At 66.3% G+C, this 17,397-nt stretch carries 17 protein-coding genes; 8 read left to right on the top strand and 9 right to left on the bottom strand.

All coding sequences use genetic code 11. From position 1 onward, the window contains the following. Nucleotides 1-4 precede the first annotated feature (4 nt). The gene (locus THIARS_RS07145; protein ID WP_186436588.1) at nt 5-1,471 is read left to right on the top strand and encodes a beta-1,3-glucanase family protein; all 1,467 of its coding nucleotides are present in this window, start codon (nt 5-7) and stop codon (nt 1,469-1,471) included. Between the two features lie 297 nt (nt 1,472-1,768). Continuing rightward, entirely contained in the window at nt 1,769-3,178 is a 1,410-nt protein-coding gene (gene fumC / locus THIARS_RS07140; RefSeq protein ID WP_094160012.1) for a class II fumarate hydratase, read from the top strand. Nucleotides 3,179-3,474: 296 nt separating this feature from the next. Here fumC and THIARS_RS07135 read toward each other — a convergent pair whose 3' ends face one another. From THIARS_RS07135 to uraH, 4 genes are all read right to left on the bottom strand, one after another. Then, complete coding sequence (locus THIARS_RS07135; RefSeq protein ID WP_094160011.1) at nt 3,475-3,975, bottom strand: GlcG/HbpS family heme-binding protein; 501 nt, start codon at nt 3,973-3,975, stop codon at nt 3,475-3,477. Nucleotides 3,976-4,068: 93 nt separating this feature from the next. Then, a complete protein-coding gene (locus tag THIARS_RS07130; RefSeq protein ID WP_094160010.1) occupies nt 4,069-4,254 on the bottom strand; it encodes a 4-oxalocrotonate tautomerase in 186 nt (61 codons plus the stop codon). Between the two features lie 86 nt (nt 4,255-4,340). After that, complete coding sequence (locus THIARS_RS07125; RefSeq protein WP_094160009.1) at nt 4,341-5,546, bottom strand: urate hydroxylase PuuD; 1,206 nt, start codon at nt 5,544-5,546, stop codon at nt 4,341-4,343. A 424-nt stretch (nt 5,547-5,970) separates the two neighbouring features. Further along, on the bottom strand, nt 5,971-6,324 hold the full coding sequence (uraH, locus tag THIARS_RS07120) for a hydroxyisourate hydrolase (protein ID WP_094160008.1): 354 nt from the start codon (nt 6,322-6,324) through the stop codon (nt 5,971-5,973). Nucleotides 6,325-6,603: 279 nt separating this feature from the next. On the opposite strand from uraH, the gene THIARS_RS07115 reads away from it, so the two are divergent. From THIARS_RS07115 to THIARS_RS07100, 4 genes are read left to right on the top strand one after another with little or no spacing between them, the layout of a single operon-like run. Further along, nucleotides 6,604-7,380 carry a GntR family transcriptional regulator gene (locus THIARS_RS07115; RefSeq protein WP_094160007.1) on the top strand — a complete coding sequence of 259 codons (777 nt, stop codon included), beginning with the start codon at nt 6,604-6,606 and terminating at the stop codon, nt 7,378-7,380. 15 nt (nt 7,381-7,395) lie between these two features. Continuing rightward, entirely contained in the window at nt 7,396-8,352 is a 957-nt protein-coding gene (gene puuE / locus THIARS_RS07110; RefSeq protein ID WP_094160006.1) for an allantoinase PuuE, read from the top strand. Nucleotides 8,353-8,354: 2 nt separating this feature from the next. After that, entirely contained in the window at nt 8,355-10,163 is a 1,809-nt protein-coding gene (uraD, locus tag THIARS_RS07105) for a 2-oxo-4-hydroxy-4-carboxy-5-ureidoimidazoline decarboxylase (RefSeq protein ID WP_094160005.1), read from the top strand. Continuing rightward, entirely contained in the window at nt 10,157-11,398 is a 1,242-nt protein-coding gene (locus THIARS_RS07100) for a M20/M25/M40 family metallo-hydrolase (protein WP_094160004.1), read from the top strand. The genes uraD and THIARS_RS07100 overlap by 7 nt, the downstream gene beginning before the upstream one ends. A gap of 98 nt (nt 11,399-11,496) precedes the next feature. Here THIARS_RS07100 and THIARS_RS07095 read toward each other — a convergent pair whose 3' ends face one another. From THIARS_RS07095 to THIARS_RS07085, 3 genes are all read right to left on the bottom strand, one after another. Beyond that, entirely contained in the window at nt 11,497-11,874 is a 378-nt protein-coding gene (locus THIARS_RS07095) for a c-type cytochrome (RefSeq protein ID WP_094160003.1), read from the bottom strand. 11 nt (nt 11,875-11,885) lie between these two features. Then, nucleotides 11,886-12,221, bottom strand: a complete 336-nt coding sequence (locus THIARS_RS07090; RefSeq protein WP_094160002.1) for a c-type cytochrome — start codon at nt 12,219-12,221, stop codon at nt 11,886-11,888. 229 nt (nt 12,222-12,450) lie between these two features. Further along, nucleotides 12,451-13,029, bottom strand: coding sequence for a hypothetical protein (locus tag THIARS_RS07085; protein WP_141202350.1), 579 nt, complete (start codon nt 13,027-13,029; stop codon nt 12,451-12,453). Between the two features lie 186 nt (nt 13,030-13,215). On the opposite strand from THIARS_RS07085, the gene THIARS_RS07080 reads away from it, so the two are divergent. Then, a complete protein-coding gene (locus tag THIARS_RS07080) occupies nt 13,216-14,049 on the top strand; it encodes an undecaprenyl-diphosphate phosphatase (RefSeq protein WP_094160000.1) in 834 nt (277 codons plus the stop codon). 9 nt (nt 14,050-14,058) lie between these two features. Here THIARS_RS07080 and THIARS_RS07075 read toward each other — a convergent pair whose 3' ends face one another. Then, on the bottom strand, nt 14,059-14,838 hold the full coding sequence (locus tag THIARS_RS07075; protein WP_094159999.1) for a LytR/AlgR family response regulator transcription factor: 780 nt from the start codon (nt 14,836-14,838) through the stop codon (nt 14,059-14,061). A 4-nt stretch (nt 14,839-14,842) separates the two neighbouring features. Continuing rightward, on the bottom strand, nt 14,843-15,952 hold the full coding sequence (locus THIARS_RS07070) for a sensor histidine kinase (RefSeq protein ID WP_245845618.1): 1,110 nt from the start codon (nt 15,950-15,952) through the stop codon (nt 14,843-14,845). Between the two features lie 36 nt (nt 15,953-15,988). Between THIARS_RS07070 and argH the strand changes: the two genes are divergently transcribed. Next, nucleotides 15,989-17,386 carry an argininosuccinate lyase gene (gene argH / locus THIARS_RS07065; RefSeq protein WP_094159998.1) on the top strand — a complete coding sequence of 466 codons (1,398 nt, stop codon included), beginning with the start codon at nt 15,989-15,991 and terminating at the stop codon, nt 17,384-17,386. Nucleotides 17,387-17,397 lie beyond the last annotated feature (11 nt).

Genomic DNA, 17,397 nt, shown 5'->3' with positions numbered 1-17,397 from the left:
TGTCATGACGAATTCTCAGGGGCCACAAATGGATAAAAACGGCTTGAATCGGCGGACCTTTATTTTGGGCGTGGGAGCATCGAGCATTCTCGCCGCCTGCGGCGGTGGGGGATCGTCCAGCACAGGTGGCAGCGGCGGAACAACGCCCCCGGCCGGCATGAAAGTTCCGTTGACTATCGACCTGACCCAGGCCAATCTCCCCGCCGGCACGGCAGCGTATGCCTACATCATCGGCGGGCTGTACACGAATTCGAGTCTGACCAACTTCGCCTGCTACCGCCTCGACGCGTCGGGTGCCGTCCACGCCATTGCGACTTCGGATAACACCATTCCGAAGCAATCCTTCCCCGACCCGAATGGTGTCGTGAATGCCACCGACACCGCGACGATCAACGCCACCAACTACCCCACGGATTGGGCAGATTACGGCATCCCCTTGTCGCCGACTGCGCCGAACTACATCGAACTGGGCAACATCAATCCGGCCAACATCCAAGGCCTCGGCACAGGCAACAATGCTTTCAGCATGCGGGTCTATATCTCACTGGGCGTGCCCAAACTCCCGTTCACCGCGCAGGCAGCCTACAGTGCGGGCGGAGTCAGCTATGCCAACCCCTATGCCGGCCCCGGGTTCGATACGGGAGCGCCGGGCTCGCTCTGCCTGTTCGACTGGTTCGAGTGCTCGATCGACAGCGCCGGGGTGCTGAACGGGAATTCGACTTATGTGGACCAGTTCGGCATGCCCTTGATCGTGAATGCGCAACCGGGCGGATCGCCGCAGGGCGAATTAACGATCACGCGCGCACAGGCCTTGGCCAATATCGCCGCCTTTGACCGAACGGTCTATGCGGGCCTGGCCCAGCCGGTCACCGCGCCATCGGCCTACCCCGCCAACACCGCTTACCTCCGCGCCATTTCCCCCGATCACCTGTCCGGGCTTCCCAACACGCCGGGTGCCGGCGCCAGTTTCAATTCCTATTTCGATGCTGCGATCGCCAGTTGGAACGGGCAACTCATCAGCATTACGGATACGGCCTCCGGCACCTACACCGGCACGCCGTCGGGGGGCGTTTGGACATTCACGTACCAAAGCGGCGGCGCGCCTGGTGCCGGCTCTCCATCCTCGCTCAGCTACGGCGCCATCACCACGGCCAATATCTGGCAATGCAGCGGGACCCTCGCCACGGGCAGCGCGGCCCAACAAAACATCGGTAAGCAGATTCTTGCAGCGTTCAACCGAGGCGTGATGAGCCATGCCCTCAGCGATGACCCCGGTACATGCCCATCGCCGACCAATAACGCTTATTACCAGGCACCGCCCTCCAATCTCTGGTCTCAAAGCTTTCACGCCTGGAGCGCCAATGGCCAGGCCTACGGCTTTGCCTACGACGACGTGTGCGGCGCCAACCCATCGTTCAACACCACGGGCGCACTGACATCGCTGAGCATCACGCTAGGAATAATGATGTAATCGGCGGCCGACCATCAACGACAGATGGGCCAGCGTTGGCAATGACGTTGTGGTTGCGTTAAGGTCGGCAAACGCCCCGTGCAAAACGCCCTAAGCAAATCTCGCTGAAGGGTCTCCTCGATGGCGGTTATGACGGCCGCCATCGCGCGCTTCATACTTCATGCCGGACTCGGGTGAAGCCCTGTTAGAGCGCAAGCCGGGTGGCCGCGTCGCGGCGCACACTTGAAGAATGCGTTCCAGGCCGGAATTCCCGGGTTCTGATTGCATGCATCGAAAGAACCGCGCACTGGAGGAAACATGCCAAACGTACGTCAAGAATCGGACAGCTTGGGTGTGGTCGAGGTGCCGGCGGACCGGCTCTGGGGGGCGCAGACGCAGCGCTCGCTGGAACACTTCAGCATCGGCACGGATCTGATTCCGCGCGAGATGATCACGGCTTACGCCATTCTCAAGAAAGGCGCGGCGGCCGCCAACCTTGCGGGCGGGCGACTCGGCGCGCCGAGGTACGAACTGATCGCTCAGGTCTGCGACGAAATTCTCGCCGGGCAGCATCACGACATGTTTCCGCTGCGCGTCTGGATGACGGGCAGCGGCACGCAATTCAACATGAACGTGAACGAGGTGATCTCGAACCGCTGCTGCCAGCTCGCCGGAACGCCGCTGGGCAGCAAGACGCCGGTGCATCCCAACGATCACGTCAACATGGCGCAGTCGTCGAACGACTCGTTTCCGTCGGCCATGTACATCGCCACCGCCGTCAACGCGACGCGGCGGCTGATTCCCGCGGTGCGGGCGCTGCGCGACGCCATCGCGGCGAAGGCGGAGGACTGGAAGGACATCGTCAAGATCGGGCGCACCCATATGCAGGACGCCACACCCCTGACGCTGGGCCAGGAATGGTCCGGCTACGCGGGCATGCTGGCCGACAACCTCGAGCGGCTCGATGCGGCGCTGGGCGGCGTCTATCAACTCGCGCTGGGCGGCACGGCGGTGGGCACCGGCATCAACTCGGGCCCGGGTTTTGCGGAAAGCGCCGCGGCCGAAATCGCACGGCTGACCGGACTGCCTTTCGTCAGCGCGCCGAACAAATTCACCGTGCAGGGGGCGCACGACGCCCTCGTGCAGTTCTCGGGCACGATGCGCACGCTGGCCGCCTCGCTCTACAAGATCGGCAACGACATTCGGCTCATGTCCTGCGGCCCGCGGGCCGGTTTTGCCGAACTGATGATTCCCGAGAACGAACCCGGTTCGTCCATCATGCCGGGCAAGGTCAACCCGACCCAGGCCGAGGCCCTGACGATGCTCGCCGTGCAGGTGATGGCCAACGACGTCGCGGTCGGCTTCGGCGGCGCCAGCGGCTATCTGGAGATGAACGTCTACAAGCCGCTGATCATTTTCAACGTCATGCACTCGATCACGATCCTGAGCGACGGCTGCACGAACTTCCGCAAGTTCCTCGTCGAGGGAACGCAGCCCAACCGGAAGAAGATCGCCGAGTATGTGGAGCGCTCGCTGATGCTGGTGACCGCGCTTGCGCCGGTGATCGGTTACGACAAGGCGTCCAGGATCGCCCACTACGCGCAGGATCACGACCTGACGCTGAAGGCTGCCGCGCTCCAGCTGGGCTATGTGACCGAGGCCGAATTCGACCGCATCGTCGACCCGGCCAAGATGGTCAGGCCCTACGTTGCAGCGACCCAGTCATAACGCTTGGGGCTTTCGGGGCGCTCTGGATTTTCGAACCGCTTCGCCGGCCTTCTTGGCCTCTTGCCGGCTTGATCGACTCCGCATCAGGGCAACAGGACCTCGCGCCTGATGCAGCGCCGCGGGGACATCGTGTGCCAAGGTCGAGGCGCGGGCGATGCCGCGCCACAATGCGCGCCCCATCCTCTTCGCGCCGACCAACCCGGCGCCAAAGCATGCGTGCGGCATCCACCGACCTCCCCGGCGCGAGCCTGGCGCTTGCGTGCGCGGCATGCGCGCAAGGGCGGAATCGCGCGTGTCTACTGCATGTCTAAGTCCGCCTCGATGGCCTGCGCGCCGGCCTTGGCGCATGCCTCGTCGGTGTCGCCCGAAGGGGCGCCACTGACGCCGATGGCCCCGTACAGCACACCTCCTGCGGCGATCGGCACCGCGCCGGCCGAGAACAGCAGGCCCGGCACATGCGCCAGGCTGCTTTGTGCCTGCCGATCGAGCGCCGAGGTCGGCGCGTTGAACGACACCGCGGTGTAGGCCTTGAGTTGGCTCACGCGCACGGTGAGGTCGGGCGCCAGCACATCGCGCAGCATGACCTGCGGCTGGCCGCTGCGATCCACCACCGTCACCCCGACCTGGATACCCTTGGCCCGGCAGGTCTCGATGGCGGTCTGCGCCGCCTTGAGCGCGGTTTCCAACGTCAGCCGCTTGATGCCGATGGCCAGGGGTGGCGCGGCGTGGACGGCGCCGGCGCCGAGCAGGGTCATGCCGAGAACCGCGATCGCGGCACGGCGTTTCTGGTTTTTCATGCGGGTCTCCTCAGGCTCAAGATGCGCGCCGGGTTGGCGCCAAGCTGGCCTTTGTCGCATTCACAAAGGCTTAAAGCTGGATGGGCGCACCGATCATTGCTCGCTCCACAGCTTGCCGCCCGTGGCCCAGTGCGACTTGGGCACTTCGTTGAGGATGATGTCCACCGCCTCGGGCGAACACTTGAGGGTCTCGACCACGGCCTGGGTGATGTTCTCGACGAGTTCTTTTTTCACTTCGGGGCTGCGGCCCTCGAACATGTCGATGCGGATTGCGGGCATTGCGGGTTCTCCATCTGGCCGGCGGGCACGATGCCCGCCGCGCAGACGGGATTATGGACAGGTCGCACGAATCGCTGCCACGGCGCCTAGGGCTTGGCGCCCTGTTTCACCCACTGCGCGATCTCGGCGCGCTCGGCATCCGTGATCCGCGTGGCGTTGTTCAGCGGCATGGCCCGTGTGACCACCACCTGCCGGTCGATGTCCCGGGCGTGCGACACGATGGCCTGCGCCGAATCCAGGCGCACGCCCTTGCTCGCCGCGGCCCCTGCGTGGCACATCAGGCAGCGCTCCGCGACGATGCGCTGCACCTGGGCGAAGGTCACCGGTTTGCTGGAGGCCGGGGCCGGCTGCGGACTGGGCCCCAGTGCCACCGCGACGGCCAGGATGATGGCCGCCGCCACGACCCAGTACCGCCACTTCCAGGCGCCCTTGTGCTTGAGCACGAAGAACTGGCGAATGAGAGCGCCGGCCAGCATCATCAACACCAACACCAGCCAGTTGTTCGGCGCGTCGTAGACGAAGCTGTCGTGGTTGGACAGCATGGCGAACACCACCGGCAGCGTGAAATAGGTGTTGTGCACGCTGCGCTGCTTGCCACGCTTGCCGTCCAGCGGATTGGGCGGCTGTCCGGCGCGCATGGCCGCCACGACCCGGCGCTGGCCTGGGATGATCCAGAACAGCACGTTGGCGCTCATCATGGTGGCCAGCATGGCTCCGGTGAGGAGGAACGCCGCGCGCCCGGCGAACAGATGGCAGGCCAGCCATGCGGCCATCACCACATAAACCGCCACGAGCAGGCCGACGTTGCGGTCGCCTTTTTGACCCTGGCCCAGAAACCGGCAGATGGCGTCGTAAACGAACCAGCCGATGACCAGGAAACCGATGGCGGCGAATCCGGCCAAGGCCGGCGACGGCCAAGCGTAAACCTGTGGGTCGACCAGAAAAATACCGGCGTTGTACAGGTAGAGCACCGACAGCAGCGCAAAGCCGGACAGCCAGGTGGCGTAGCTCTCCCAGTAGAACCAGTGCAAGTGCTGCGGCAAGGTTCCGGGTGCGACCAGGTATTTCTGCGGGTTGTAGAAGCCGCCGCCATGCACGGCCCATAGTTCACCGTCCACCCCTTTGGCCCGGATGTCGGGATCCTTGGGCGGCTCAAGACTGTTGTCGAGCCAGACGAAATAGAACGAGGCGCCGATCCAGGCGATGGCGGCGATGACGTGCAGCCAGCGCAACAGCATGCCGGCCCAATTCAAGGCGTAGGGAATCAGGGTGGCGAGAAGGTCGTTCGTCATGTTCTTGTCCGTGCATCACATGAAGACGACTTTCGCCACGGCAGGCTCTGCGAAAGTCTCCAAGGCCGCGTGCCGTCGCAAGCAACGGCGGTGACGCTCTGCGGCGACCCGAGCGCCGGACGTGCATCCATGCGGACAACACCGGCGCTTGCATACATTGTCCTGGCCGGCGTTTCGCAAGGAAACGTCGGGCCGCTCCCAAATTTTCTTGACCCCGCGGGTGGGATGAGCCGCACCGCGCGTTCGCCTGCGCGTGGCTGGCGAACGCGCGGTGCGGTGTGCCGACCCTGGGGCACTCAGAAGTGATTTTCATACGGATCATCGGTGTCCAGGCTTTGGTGCCAGCGCTGCAGGCCTCGGGATCGTCGGCGCCCGACTCATGCTCGCTCTCCCGCACACCACCTTGCATGAATCGTGCTCCACCTCAACTGCCGCGATAGGTGGAATAACTCCATGGCGTGACGAGCAAGGGCACGTGGTAGTGCGCGCTTGCATCGCTGACACCGAATTCGACGGGGATCCGCTCCATGAAGGCCGGTTGTTCCACGACGGTCCCTTGCTCTCTGAAATAAGCGCCAATGTGAAACACCAGCCGGTAGCGGCCACAGGCGAAGCCGGCATCCTGCAGCAGCGGCGCATCGCAGCGACCGTCGGCGTTGGTGACGGCGGTGCTCAGTTCGACCCACACCCCATCTTGCTCGCGCGACACCGTGACGCGTACGCCCGCCGCGGGCTTGCCGTTTGCGGCGTCGAGGACATGGGTGGTCAGTTTGCTCATTTTTGCATACAAGAAATTGCGTTTTTGTATGCTATTTGAAGCAAAATCGAAATACAATGACTCGGCCAAACAATTTTGTCGCAACGCACTCCGAGAACCCTCGGACAAGCATGCCACCGAGTCATGCAAACACCGCGCCAAAAGGGGCGGACGCGTTGCGGCAACCAGGCGCGTGGCGAACGAACCTGCATGCACCCGCTTGCGCGCCGCTGAATTGCTACGCTGCGCGATCATGAACCCATCACCACGCCTCACACCGCCGCACAAGAGGACAACGATATGAGGGACGCCACGTTGCCGCGCGCCAAACCGCGCCGGACGCCTGAGCCGGAAACCGGGGTCGCGCCCGCAAGAAGGCCATCGCGCCCGCCACTGGCGGAGGCGGATTCGACGCAGACCATCGTGGCCGCCATCACCGCGGCCATCATCGAACACCGGCTCGCACCGGGCGCCAAGCTCACCGAGCAGAAAATCGCCAGCATCTACGGCGTGTCGCGCACCATCGTGCGGCAGGCGCTGTTCCAGCTCTCGCGCGACCACCTCATCGCACTGGAGCCCTCGCGCGGCGCCTTCGTTGCCTCGCCCTCGGTGGAGGAGGCCAGACAGGTGTTCTCGGTGCGCCGCATGCTGGAACAGCACCTGGTCGAGGAGTTCTGCGCCAAGGCCACGAGCGCCGACTTTCGCGCCCTGCGCGCGCACATGAAGCAGGAGCAGACGGTGGTGAGGCGGATCGACGTGCAAGGCCGCACGCGCCTGCTCGGCGACTTTCACGTGCTGATGGCCGAACGCATCGGCAACCGGGTTCTGGCGCAAATCCTGTCCGAGCTGATCTCGCGCTGTGCCCTCATCACGCTGATGTACCAATCGTCGCGCGCGGCGGAGCATTCGTCCGACGAGCATCTCGAAATCCTCCAGGCGATGGAAGCCCGGGACGTCGAACGTGCCAAGGCGCTGATGGAGGCACACCTGGCCGACACCGAGAACAGCCTGCTCTACCAGCCACGCACCGCCAGCGCCGACCTGCTGCAGGCCCTCAACCCCGCGCGCGGTGCCTGATCCGGGCGAGATGCGATGAACGCGCCGTCCCCTCGTCAATACCCGCGCGACCTCGCCGGCTACGGCCGCAACCCGCCGCACGCCCGCTGGCCGGGCGCGGCGCGCGTCGCGGTGCAGTTCGTGCTCAACATCGAGGAAGGCGCCGAGAGCAGCGTGCTCCACGGCGACGCCGGCAGCGAGCAATTCCTCTCGGAGATGTTCAACCCGCCGAGCTTCCCGGCCCGGCACCTGAGCATGGAAAGCCTCTACGAATACGGTTCGCGCGCCGGCGTGTGGCGGCTGCTGCGCGAGTTCGAGCGGCGCGGCCTTCCCATCACCATCTTCGGCGTCGGCATGGCCCTGCAGCGGCTCCCGGACGTGGGCCGCGCCTGCGTCGAACTCGGCCACGAGATTGCCTGTCACGGCTGGCGCTGGATCCACTACCAGAACGTCGACGAAGCCACCGAGCGCGAACACATGCGCCTGGGCCTGCAGGCGATCGAACAGGTCTGCGGCGCGCGCCCCTTGGGTTGGTACACCGGGCGCGACAGCCCGAACACCCGCCGCCTGGTGGCCGACGCCGGCGGGCTCGTGTACGACAGCGATTCCTATGCCGACGACCTGCCCTACTGGCTGCAGGTGCGCAAGACCGATGGCGAGCTTGTCCCGCACCTCGTCGTGCCCTACACGCTGGACGCCAACGACATGCGTTTCGCCCTGCCGCAGGGCTACGCCCAGGCCGAGGACTTTTTCATCTATCTGCGCGACGCTTTCGACGCTCTCTACGCCGAAGGCGCCGAGGTGCCGAAAATGATGTCGGTGGGCATGCATGCGCGGCTGCTGGGCCGGCCCGGACGCATCCGTGCGCTGCAGCGCTTTCTCGATCACATCGAGCGCCACGACCGTGTCTGGGTGACCCGGCGCATCGACATTGCGCGGCACTGGGAAGAGGTCCACCCCTTCGATGCCGCCACGGCCCTCGTGTGGAATTGAACATGTCCGGTGGCGCGATATCCGAAGACGGCGGCGAACTGCTCGCCAAACTCAATGCGGCGCCGCGCGGGGATTTCATCGCCAAGCTCGCCGGCGTGTACGAGCATTCGCCGTGGATCGCCGAGCGCGCCTGGGACCTGCGCCCCTTCGCCTCGCTGGCGGCGCTCAAGCAGGCGCTGGTGCGCGCAGTGCGGGAGGCAGGCCACGAGCAGCAACTTGCGCTCGTCCGCGCGCATCCCGAACTTGCCGGGAAGGCCGCGCTGGCTGGCGACCTCACGCCGGAATCGCTCGACGAGCAGGGCCGCGCAGGCCTCGCACATTGCTCGCCCGAGGAATTCGCGCAGCTCCGCGACCTCAACGCCGCGTATTCGGCCCGCTTCGGCTGCCCCTTCATCCTTGCGGTGCGCGGGCCACGCGGCACGGGCCTGACGCGCGGACAGATCATCGCGGCGCTCGAACGCCGTCTGCACAACCCTGACGACGTCGAATTCGCCGAGTGCCTGCGCCAGATCCACCGCATCGCCGAAATCCGGCTGAACCCAAAGTTCGGCTTCGAACCGGCGCTGGGCAACGCGGTGTGGGACTGGTGCGAGGCCCTGGCTGCCCACAGTGAACCCGAGTGGGCCGCGAAGGGCCAGCTCACGGCGACCTACCTCACCGACGCGCACCGGGCCTGCGCGCACGACATCCAGTCCTGGATGCTGGACTGCGGCTTCGACGACGTCGCCATCGACGCGGTCGGCAATGTCGTGGGCCTTTATCACGGCAGCGATCCTCAGGCCCGCCGCCTGCTCACCGGCAGCCACTACGACACGGTGCGCAACGCCGGCAAATACGACGGCCGCATCGGCATTCTCATTCCCATGGTCTGCGTGCGCGAACTGCGCCGCGCGGGGCGGCGCCTGCCCTATGGCATCGAGGTGGTCGCCTTTGCCGAGGAGGAGGGGCAGCGCTACAAAACCGCGTTCCTCGGCTCGGGCGCGCTGGTCGGCGCGTTCGCCCCCGCGTGGCTGGAGCAGCGGGACGCCGCGGGCATGACCATGCGCGACGCCATGCTCCATGCCGGCCTGCCCGCCAGCCTGGACGCCGTCGCCGCGCTCAGGCGCGACCCGGCACGCTATCTGGGTTTCATCGAAGTTCACATCGAACAGGGCCCTGTGCTGAGCGCGCTGGACCTGCCGCTCGGCATCGTCACCTCGATCAATGCCAATGTGCGCTGCGTCGGCGAGATCTGCGGTCTGGCCAGCCACGCCGGCACGACCCCGATGCGCCAGCGCCGCGACGCGGCCTGCGGAGCGGCCGAGCTTGCGCTGTACATGGAACGCCGCGCCGCCGCCGACGGCGATGCGGTGGCGACCATGGGTATGCTGGACGTGCCGGGCGGATCGATCAACGTTGTGCCGGGGCGCTGCCGCTTCAGTCTGGACCTGCGTGCCCCGAGCGATGCGCAGCGCGACAGCCTGCTGGGCGACGTGCGCGCGGAACTGATGGCCATCTGTTCCCGCCGCGGCCTGCGCTTCACGCTCGAAGAGACCATGCGCGAGCGCGCCGCGCCCAGCGACCCCGCATGGCAGGCGCGCTGGGAACGCGCCGTGCAGGCGCTGGGCCTGCCGCTGCATCGCCTGCCCAGCGGGGCGGGGCACGACGCGATGAAGCTGCACGCGACGCTGCCCCAGGCCATGCTGTTCGTGCGCGGCGAGAACGCCGGCATCAGCCACAACCCGCTCGAATCGAGCACGGCGGACGATCTGCATCTCGCCTGCGCCGCCTTCAACCGTCTGCTCGACGACCTCGCCGCCCCCCCATGCTGACCCCCGCGACCGACTTCGACGCCATCGACCGCTGGGTCGATGCGCATTTCGACGCCCAGGTGCGCCTGCTGCAGGCCCTGGTTCGCGTACCGACCGACACGCCGCCCGGCGACAACGCGCCCCATGCCGCGTGCACGGCGGAACGCCTCGAGGCCCTGGGGCTGCGCGTCGAGCGCCACCCCGTCCCGGCCGCGCAGGTACGCGCATGCGGGCTGCAGAGCATCACCAATCTGATCGTGCGGGAGCGCTTCGGCCCGGGCCGCACCATCGCTCTCAACGCGCATGGCGACGTGGTCCCGCCCGGGCCCGGCTGGACCCACGACCCCTACGGCGGCGACATCGTGGACGGCAAGCTCTACGGCCGCGCCGCGGCCGTGAGCAAAAGCGACTTCGCCACCTACACCTATGCCCTCCTCGCGCTCAAGGCCCTGGGCGTGGAACTGGCCGGCAGCGTGGAACTGCATTTCACGTACGACGAGGAATTCGGCGGCGAGCTCGGTCCCGGCTGGCTGCTCGAACAGGGGCTCACCCGCCCCGATCTGTTGATCGCCGCCGGCTTCAGCTACGAAGTGGTCACCGCGCACAACGGCTGCCTGCAGATGGAGGTGACGGTCCATGGGCGCATGGCACACGCAGCCGTTCCGCAGACCGGGGTGGACGCACTGCAGGCCGCCGTGCGCATCTTGCAGGCGCTGTATGGGCTGAACAGCCGGTATGCGCAGGTGCAATCGGGCATCGCCGGCATCGGTCACCCCTATCTGAACGTCGGCACGATCGCCGGCGGCACCAACACCAATGTCGTGCCGGGCGAAGTGGTGTTCCGGCTCGACCGACGCATGATTCCCGAGGAAGATCCCGTGCGCGTGGAAGCCGAGATCCGCGCCACCATCGCCACCGCTGCGGCGGGCATGGCCGTGCGCGTGGACCTGCGCCGGCTCCTGCTGGCCTCGGCCCTCAGGCCGCGTCCCGAGAGCGCCGAACTGGTGCGCGTCATCCAACGTCATGCTCAGGCCGTGTTCGGCGCCACCCCGCCCGAGCGTGGCACGCCGCTTTACACGGACGTCCGCCTGTATGCAGCACGCGGGATTGCGGCGGTGATCTACGGCGCCGGCCCGCGCACGATTCTTGAATCCAACGCCAAGCGCGCTGATGAGAACCTGGCCCTGGACGATCTGCGCCGCGCCACCAAGGTCGTGGCGCGCAGCCTGCTCGACCTGCTGCGTCCGCAAGCCTGAACGGCCGCTCCTGCCGGCTCACCGCCGCCAGCCCATGAAAAAACCGCCCCAAAGGGCGGTTTTTTCATGCCGAGGCCTGAGCCCCGGTTGATGGCCGCTCAATGCACTTCGTCGCGGATGTAGAGCGGGCCCTTGAGACTGGACACGTAGGCGGCGATGTCTTTCAGATCCTGGGTGCTGAACTGCGCCATGACACCGCTCATGATGGGATTGTTGCGCCCGTACAGCGGGGTCTGGTGCTTGGTCTGGTATTGCTGCATGGCGTGGAACAGGTACGAGGCGTACTGTCCGGCAATGATGGGGTAGTTGGGCGCGATCGGCTTGTCGAGGCCGGCGCCGTGGCAGGCGATGCAGCCACCCTTGTTGACCAGGGCCTCACCCTTCTTGATGTCGGCGGCATGGACCGGTCCGGCGAAAACCAGGGCGGCGGCCGCGGTCGTGGCCAAGAGGGACAGTTTTGCGAGCAGTCGGTTCATCTGGGCGGTCCTCACTTGGCGCTCTGGCCCTTGGGCAGTGCGTAATAGGCGGCGATGTCGGCCATTTCCTTGTCGGTCAGGGAACTGGCGATGGCTTTCATGGTGGGGTTGCGGCGCGCACCGCTACGGTAGTCCTGCAGAGCCTGCACGATATAGCCGGCGCTTTGCCCGTTGAGCATGGGAACGTCGTATACGTCGGGGAAGGCGGTTTTATAGCCGCCGCCCATGTTGTGGCAACCTTCGCACATGAAGGTTTTGCTTTTGCCAGCCGCCGCATCACCCGAGACGGTTTGGGCTTGCGCACTGGCAGCAAGCAAGAGCGAGACCGCAAATATCAGCTTTTTCATCGCAGGCTTGACAAGGTCATTGAAAGGAAGGGAACGACTCGAAGCCTGCGATTATAGGGAGCCGGAGCGCCCGATCCCCGACCATTGCCAACCCGGCTTGACGATATGCACACAATTTGATCCTGCTCAGTGCGCCTCGTGAGCGGGATCACACGGTTGCAACCATGCATGACAAAGTGGCGTCTTTTCGCCACACGAGCCGGCTGCCGCGCCGCCCGCTCGTCAAGCCTCAGGCCGCCACACCGAGCGGACGCGCCAAGGCCTGGACGCGGGTGATGATCTGGGGCTGGTCGAGCGGAAGCATCTCGGCCAACTGATTCGCCACGCGCAAGGCCACGCTCGGCTCGGCAAGCTCGACCAGCAACTGAAGGCAGTCGACGATGGCCACGGCAAGCTGATCTTGCGTCGCCGCGGCGCGAAGATGCTGCCGCACCACATCGCTTTGCTGGCCGAGGATGCGCTCCATCATGTCGAACAGATACATGCGCGCCATCACCAGCGAACGCCGCGGTGCCGGCGCCGAAGTCTTGCCCGCCGGCACCTCACTCCCGGAGGCGGCCCCCGTTCCACGTGCCGCGCGCCTGGGGTTCGACTCCGCGTCTGGCGCAGCTTGGGTGCGCGCGCGCAGAAACCCCCGCTCGGTCAGATGCTGCACCTGCGCGGCCGCCTGCGGCCCCATCAGCGCGGTGATTTCGGCCAGTTGCCGCGTCCCGTTGCACAGGATGAGGATCTGGCGCTCGACCGGTGTGAGTCCATGCCCGCGATGCTTCAGTTCGTCGTGGGCCTTGTCGGTTTTGGTGGGGGTCATGAACAACTCCTGTGGGGCTCAAAGGACTTGCTCCGTACAGTATTGGGGCTTGATGACGAATCCGTGTCGGACCAGGTGCGCGCCGAAATAAACCGCCAAAACGTGAAAAAACTCACGCCGTCATCGGGAACTGCAAGAATGCCGGCTCGGCTCGACAGGAGAGCCGCTCGCATTCCGGGAGCATGCATGCATTCATCCGTCTATCTGCTGGCCATGGCCGCGCTGCAAGGCGTGACCGAACTCTTTCCCATCTCCAGCCTGGGGCACAGCATTCTGGTTCCAGCCTTGTTCCACTGGCCGATCGACCGCGAGGCCGACTGGTTCCTGCCTTTCGTCGTGGTCCTGCACCTGGGCACTGCCCTCGCCCTGCTGCTGTATTTCTGGCGCGACTGGGTGCAACTCATCGGCGGCTGGCTCAACGCCAAGGGCGGCACCGGCAACCCACAAGCCAGACTGCTGTGGCTGCTCGTGGTCGGCAGCATTCCCGCAGGGCTGCTGGGCCTGCTGCTGGCGCACAAGATCAAAGCCTTGTTCGGCGGCTTCACCTTCGCTGCCGTGGCGCTGATGCTCAACGGCGTGATGCTGGTGCTGGGCGACTTCTGGAAAAACCGCCGCGCCACACGCGATCTTTCCGCGCTGGGCTACAAGCGCGCACTGCTGGTGGGGGCAGCCCAGGCCCTGGCGCTGATTCCGGGCTTCTCACGCTCGGGGGCAACCCTGGTGGCCGGCCTCGGCGTTGGGCTGGAATACGAGGCTGCGGCGCGCTTCTCCTTCCTCCTGGCCACGCCCATCATCGCCGCCGCCGGTCTGCTGGAAGTACCCAAGCTGCTGCATGCCGGGGTGCCGCACGAACTGCTGGGCACCATCGTGCTCGCGGGCGTGTTGTCGGGCGTATGCGCCTGGCTGTCGACCTGGTTTCTGATGCGCTGGTTCCATGGCCACGAGGTGAAGGCCCTGCGCCCGTTCGGCATCTATTGCCTGCTGTTCGGCGCGGTCGCCTTGTCGACATTGATCGTCTGAGGCCACGCCTCAAGACTGGCGCAGCAAACCGCGCAGCACGGGCAGCTGACGGCGACTGATCGGCAGGGTTTCGGACAGGCCCCGCACCCGCACCACCCAATCGGCGTTGTCATCGCCCACCGTGCAAGCATGCGAAGCCTCGCGCTCGAGTCCGGCGATGGCATCCACCGCGACCAGGGCGCTGCGGTGGGTGCGCACGAAACGACCGGCATAGCGCTGCTCGAGCTCGCCGAGCGCGGTGTCGATCAGATGATGCCGCGTGGCGGTGCGTAGCAGGGTGTACTTGTTGTCGGAGCGAAAGTACAGAACCTCCGCCAGCGGGACGCGCAAGAGGGCGCCGCGCTCGACCACGGATAAAGCCGGGGCGTCGTTGGCCGCGCCTGCCGTGCCCCCGCCTTGCGCGCGCGCCCGCGCCACGAGGGGCCCCACGCGTTCCAGGGCCTGTGCAAGACGTTCGCGGCGTACGGGCTTGGTCAGATAGTCGACCGCGCCGTGGTCGAAAGCGGCGAGCGCGTGTTCGTCGTGCGCCGTGACGAACACCACCGCCGGCAACGCCGCGGCGTGGGGACGTCTGCGTACCAGATCGGCCGCGAAGTCGAGGCCGCTGGCACCCGGCATCTGGATGTCGAGCAGCAGCAGTTCGTAGCTCCCCACGCGCATCAGCTGCCGAGCACTGTCCACGTCCCCGGCCTCGTCGATGCGACTCGACGCACATTCGGGCAATTCATCGAGCAGTCGGTGCAGGCGCGTACGCGCCAGGGGTTCATCGTCGACGATCAGGATCTTCATAGTCTCACAGGGGCAAGCGGATGCGAACGCGGTAGCGCGGCGGATCCAGGCCCTCGACACGGCCGTGGCGCAGATCGGCGGTGATGTCGTAGAGCAGACGCAGGCGTTGGGTGATATTGGCCAGTGCCACGCGCGTTCCCTGGCCGGCGCTGCCGTCGCGCGGCGCGTAGTCGTTGACCACGCCGATTTCCAGCATGCCGGCGCGCGGCGAGACCCACACATCGATATGGCACGGCCCTGCGCACGATTCGACCCCGTGGCGCACCGCATTTTCCACCAGCGGCTGCAAGGTGAGGGCCGGAATGCGAAGACCTTCCAGACCGGGTTCGACGGCCCAGCGCACCTGCATGCGCTCGCCGAAGCGCACCGCCTCGATGCCCAGATAGCGCCGCGCCAGGTCCACCTCCTCCGCCACCGTGCTGAGGGTGCCGGGGCGGCTGACCGTGGCACGAAACAACTCGGCCAGATCGTCCAGCACCTGCTCGGCTTGCAGGGGTTGCTCACGAACCAGGGCACTCGCCGCGTTGAGGGCATTGAACAGGAAGTGCGGGCGGATGCGCGCCTGCAATTCGGCCAACCGGGCCTGCACCGTGGCCGGTGTGAGCGCCTGGGCGCGCAGGCTCAGATAGTGCAGGAAAACCGCCGCCAACGCGGCCCCCACGAGGGCGCTGCGCCAGTCCGGCAGACCCCCGCCTTCACCCGCCGCGAGCACCGAGCCGACCAGGGCCTGGGCCATCCAGCCCGCCGCGGCCCCCGCCCCCACGCCGACCGCCACGCGCATGCTCGCGCCCAGCCGGCGCCACCTGCGGCGCGACAGGCACATGAAGCTGAGCCAGATGGCCGCGGCCGGCTCGGCCACGGCCAGCCCCTGCAGCAGTGGCCCCCACCATTGCGCCGGCCTGGGCCCGGCAGCGAGGGCCAGCAACACCACCACGGCATTCACCAGCATGTAGGCGCGAATCGCCGTGCCGGCATTGCAGGCATCAGGCAATGGCGCCGCCGCGCTTGCGGCCCGTCCCGCATCCTCCCTGGAACCCTCCACCGGCCACATGCTGGTCGGGGGGCCGGCCAGCTGGCTGTGCGGGCCGGACTCCGTCTTGCGGCCCGTGCTCAATACAATCCTCCGCTGTCCGTCGCCATTCCCATATCCATGAGTTCATCTCTCGACCGTAAGCAGCAGGCCTGGTCGGCCCTTTTCTCCGAGCCGGTCGACGCGCTTGTGCAACGCTACACGGCTTCCGTCGGGTTTGACAAGCGTCTGGCGCGATTTGACATCCAGGGCTCGCTTGCGCACGCGCGCATGTTGGCTGCCCAACACATCATCAGCAGCCAGGACCTTGCCGACATCGAACGCGGGATGGGCCTGATCGCGGAAGACATCGCCGCCGGCCGCTTCGACTGGAAGCTCGAACTGGAGGACGTGCACCTCAACATCGAGGCCCGTCTGACCCAACTCGTCGGCGATGCCGGCAAACGCCTGCATACCGGTCGCAGCCGCAACGACCAGGTGGCCACCGACATTCGCCTGTGGCTGCGCGACGCGATCGACCGGATCCAGGCAGTGCTGCGCGCCCTGCGCGCGGTCCTGGTCGACGTGGCGGAGGCGAACGCCGACACCATCATGCCCGGTTTCACCCATCTGCAGGTCGCCCAACCCGTGACCTTCGGCCACCATTTGCTGGCTTATGTGGAAATGTTCGGGCGCGATGCCGAGCGCCTCGCGGACTGCCGCCGCCGGGTCAATCGACTGCCGTTGGGGGCAGCCGCGCTGGCCGGTACAAGCTATGCGCTGGACCGCGCCAGCGTCGCCCGCGAGCTGGGCTTCGAAGCCATCAGCCAGAACTCTCTGGATGCGGTCAGCGACCGCGATTTCGCCATCGAATTCTGCGCCGCGGCCAGCTTGATCATGGTGCATGTTTCGCGCCTCAGCGAGGAACTCGTGCTGTGGATGTCGCCCGCCTATGGCTTCATCGACCTGCCCGATCGCTATTGCACCGGCTCGAGCATCATGCCGCAGAAGAAGAACCCGGACGTGCCCGAGCTGGCGCGCGGCAAGACCGGACGCGTGGTCGGCCATCTCAGCGCCCTGCTGGTGCTGATGAAGGGCCAGCCGCTGGCCTACAACAAGGACAATCAGGAAGACAAGGAACCCCTGTTCGACACGGCCGATACCCTGCTGGACACGCTCACCCTGTTCGCCGACATGGTGCGTGGCATCCGTGTCAACGGCGAAGCCATGGAGAAAGCCGCGCGCAGGGGCTATGCCACCGCAACCGACCTGGCCGACTACCTGGTGAAAAAAGGCCTGCCCTTCCGCGATGCGCACGAGGTCGTGGCGCATGCCGTGCGCGACTGCACGCAGCACGGCTGCGACCTGAGCGAGCTCAGCCTCGCCGAACTGCAGCGCCTGCATCCCGCGGTACAGGCTGATGTATTCGAGGTCCTGACCCTGCATGGTTCGGCACAATCACGCAACATCTTGGGCGGAACCGCCCCGCAACAAGTTCGCGCCCAAATTGCCCGGCTGCGCGCCGAGCTCGCCGGCTGAATCCGTCAGCG

The sequence above is a fragment of the Thiomonas delicata genome, assembly GCF_900088825.1.
Classification (GTDB): domain Bacteria; phylum Pseudomonadota; class Gammaproteobacteria; order Burkholderiales; family Burkholderiaceae_C; genus Thiomonas_A; species Thiomonas_A delicata.
This window is presented reverse-complemented; position numbering and strand designations above follow the sequence as displayed.

Excerpts from the sequence above, each read along its gene's own strand:
- uraD (WP_094160005.1), top strand. The coding sequence starts at position 8,355 with ATGTCCGGTGGCGCGATATCCGAAGACGGCGGCGAACTGCTCGCCAAA.
- THIARS_RS07130 (WP_094160010.1), bottom strand. The coding sequence starts at position 4,254 with ATGCCCGCAATCCGCATCGACATGTTCGAGGGCCGCAGCCCCGAAGTG.
- puuE (WP_094160006.1), top strand. The coding sequence starts at position 7,396 with ATGAACGCGCCGTCCCCTCGTCAATACCCGCGCGACCTCGCCGGCTAC.
- THIARS_RS07075 (WP_094159999.1), bottom strand. The coding sequence starts at position 14,838 with ATGAAGATCCTGATCGTCGACGATGAACCCCTGGCGCGTACGCGCCTG.
- THIARS_RS07085 (WP_141202350.1), bottom strand. The coding sequence starts at position 13,029 with ATGACCCCCACCAAAACCGACAAGGCCCACGACGAACTGAAGCATCGC.
- THIARS_RS07115 (WP_094160007.1), top strand. The coding sequence starts at position 6,604 with ATGAGGGACGCCACGTTGCCGCGCGCCAAACCGCGCCGGACGCCTGAG.
- THIARS_RS07090 (WP_094160002.1), bottom strand. The coding sequence starts at position 12,221 with ATGAAAAAGCTGATATTTGCGGTCTCGCTCTTGCTTGCTGCCAGTGCG.
- THIARS_RS07135 (WP_094160011.1), bottom strand. The coding sequence starts at position 3,975 with ATGAAAAACCAGAAACGCCGTGCCGCGATCGCGGTTCTCGGCATGACC.
- uraH (WP_094160008.1), bottom strand. The coding sequence starts at position 6,324 with ATGAGCAAACTGACCACCCATGTCCTCGACGCCGCAAACGGCAAGCCC.
- argH (WP_094159998.1), top strand. The coding sequence starts at position 15,989 with ATGAGTTCATCTCTCGACCGTAAGCAGCAGGCCTGGTCGGCCCTTTTC.
- THIARS_RS07125 (WP_094160009.1), bottom strand. The coding sequence starts at position 5,546 with ATGACGAACGACCTTCTCGCCACCCTGATTCCCTACGCCTTGAATTGG.
- THIARS_RS07080 (WP_094160000.1), top strand. The coding sequence starts at position 13,216 with ATGCATTCATCCGTCTATCTGCTGGCCATGGCCGCGCTGCAAGGCGTG.
- THIARS_RS07100 (WP_094160004.1), top strand. The coding sequence starts at position 10,157 with ATGCTGACCCCCGCGACCGACTTCGACGCCATCGACCGCTGGGTCGAT.
- THIARS_RS07095 (WP_094160003.1), bottom strand. The coding sequence starts at position 11,874 with ATGAACCGACTGCTCGCAAAACTGTCCCTCTTGGCCACGACCGCGGCC.
- fumC (WP_094160012.1), top strand. The coding sequence starts at position 1,769 with ATGCCAAACGTACGTCAAGAATCGGACAGCTTGGGTGTGGTCGAGGTG.
- THIARS_RS07145 (WP_186436588.1), top strand. The coding sequence starts at position 5 with ATGACGAATTCTCAGGGGCCACAAATGGATAAAAACGGCTTGAATCGG.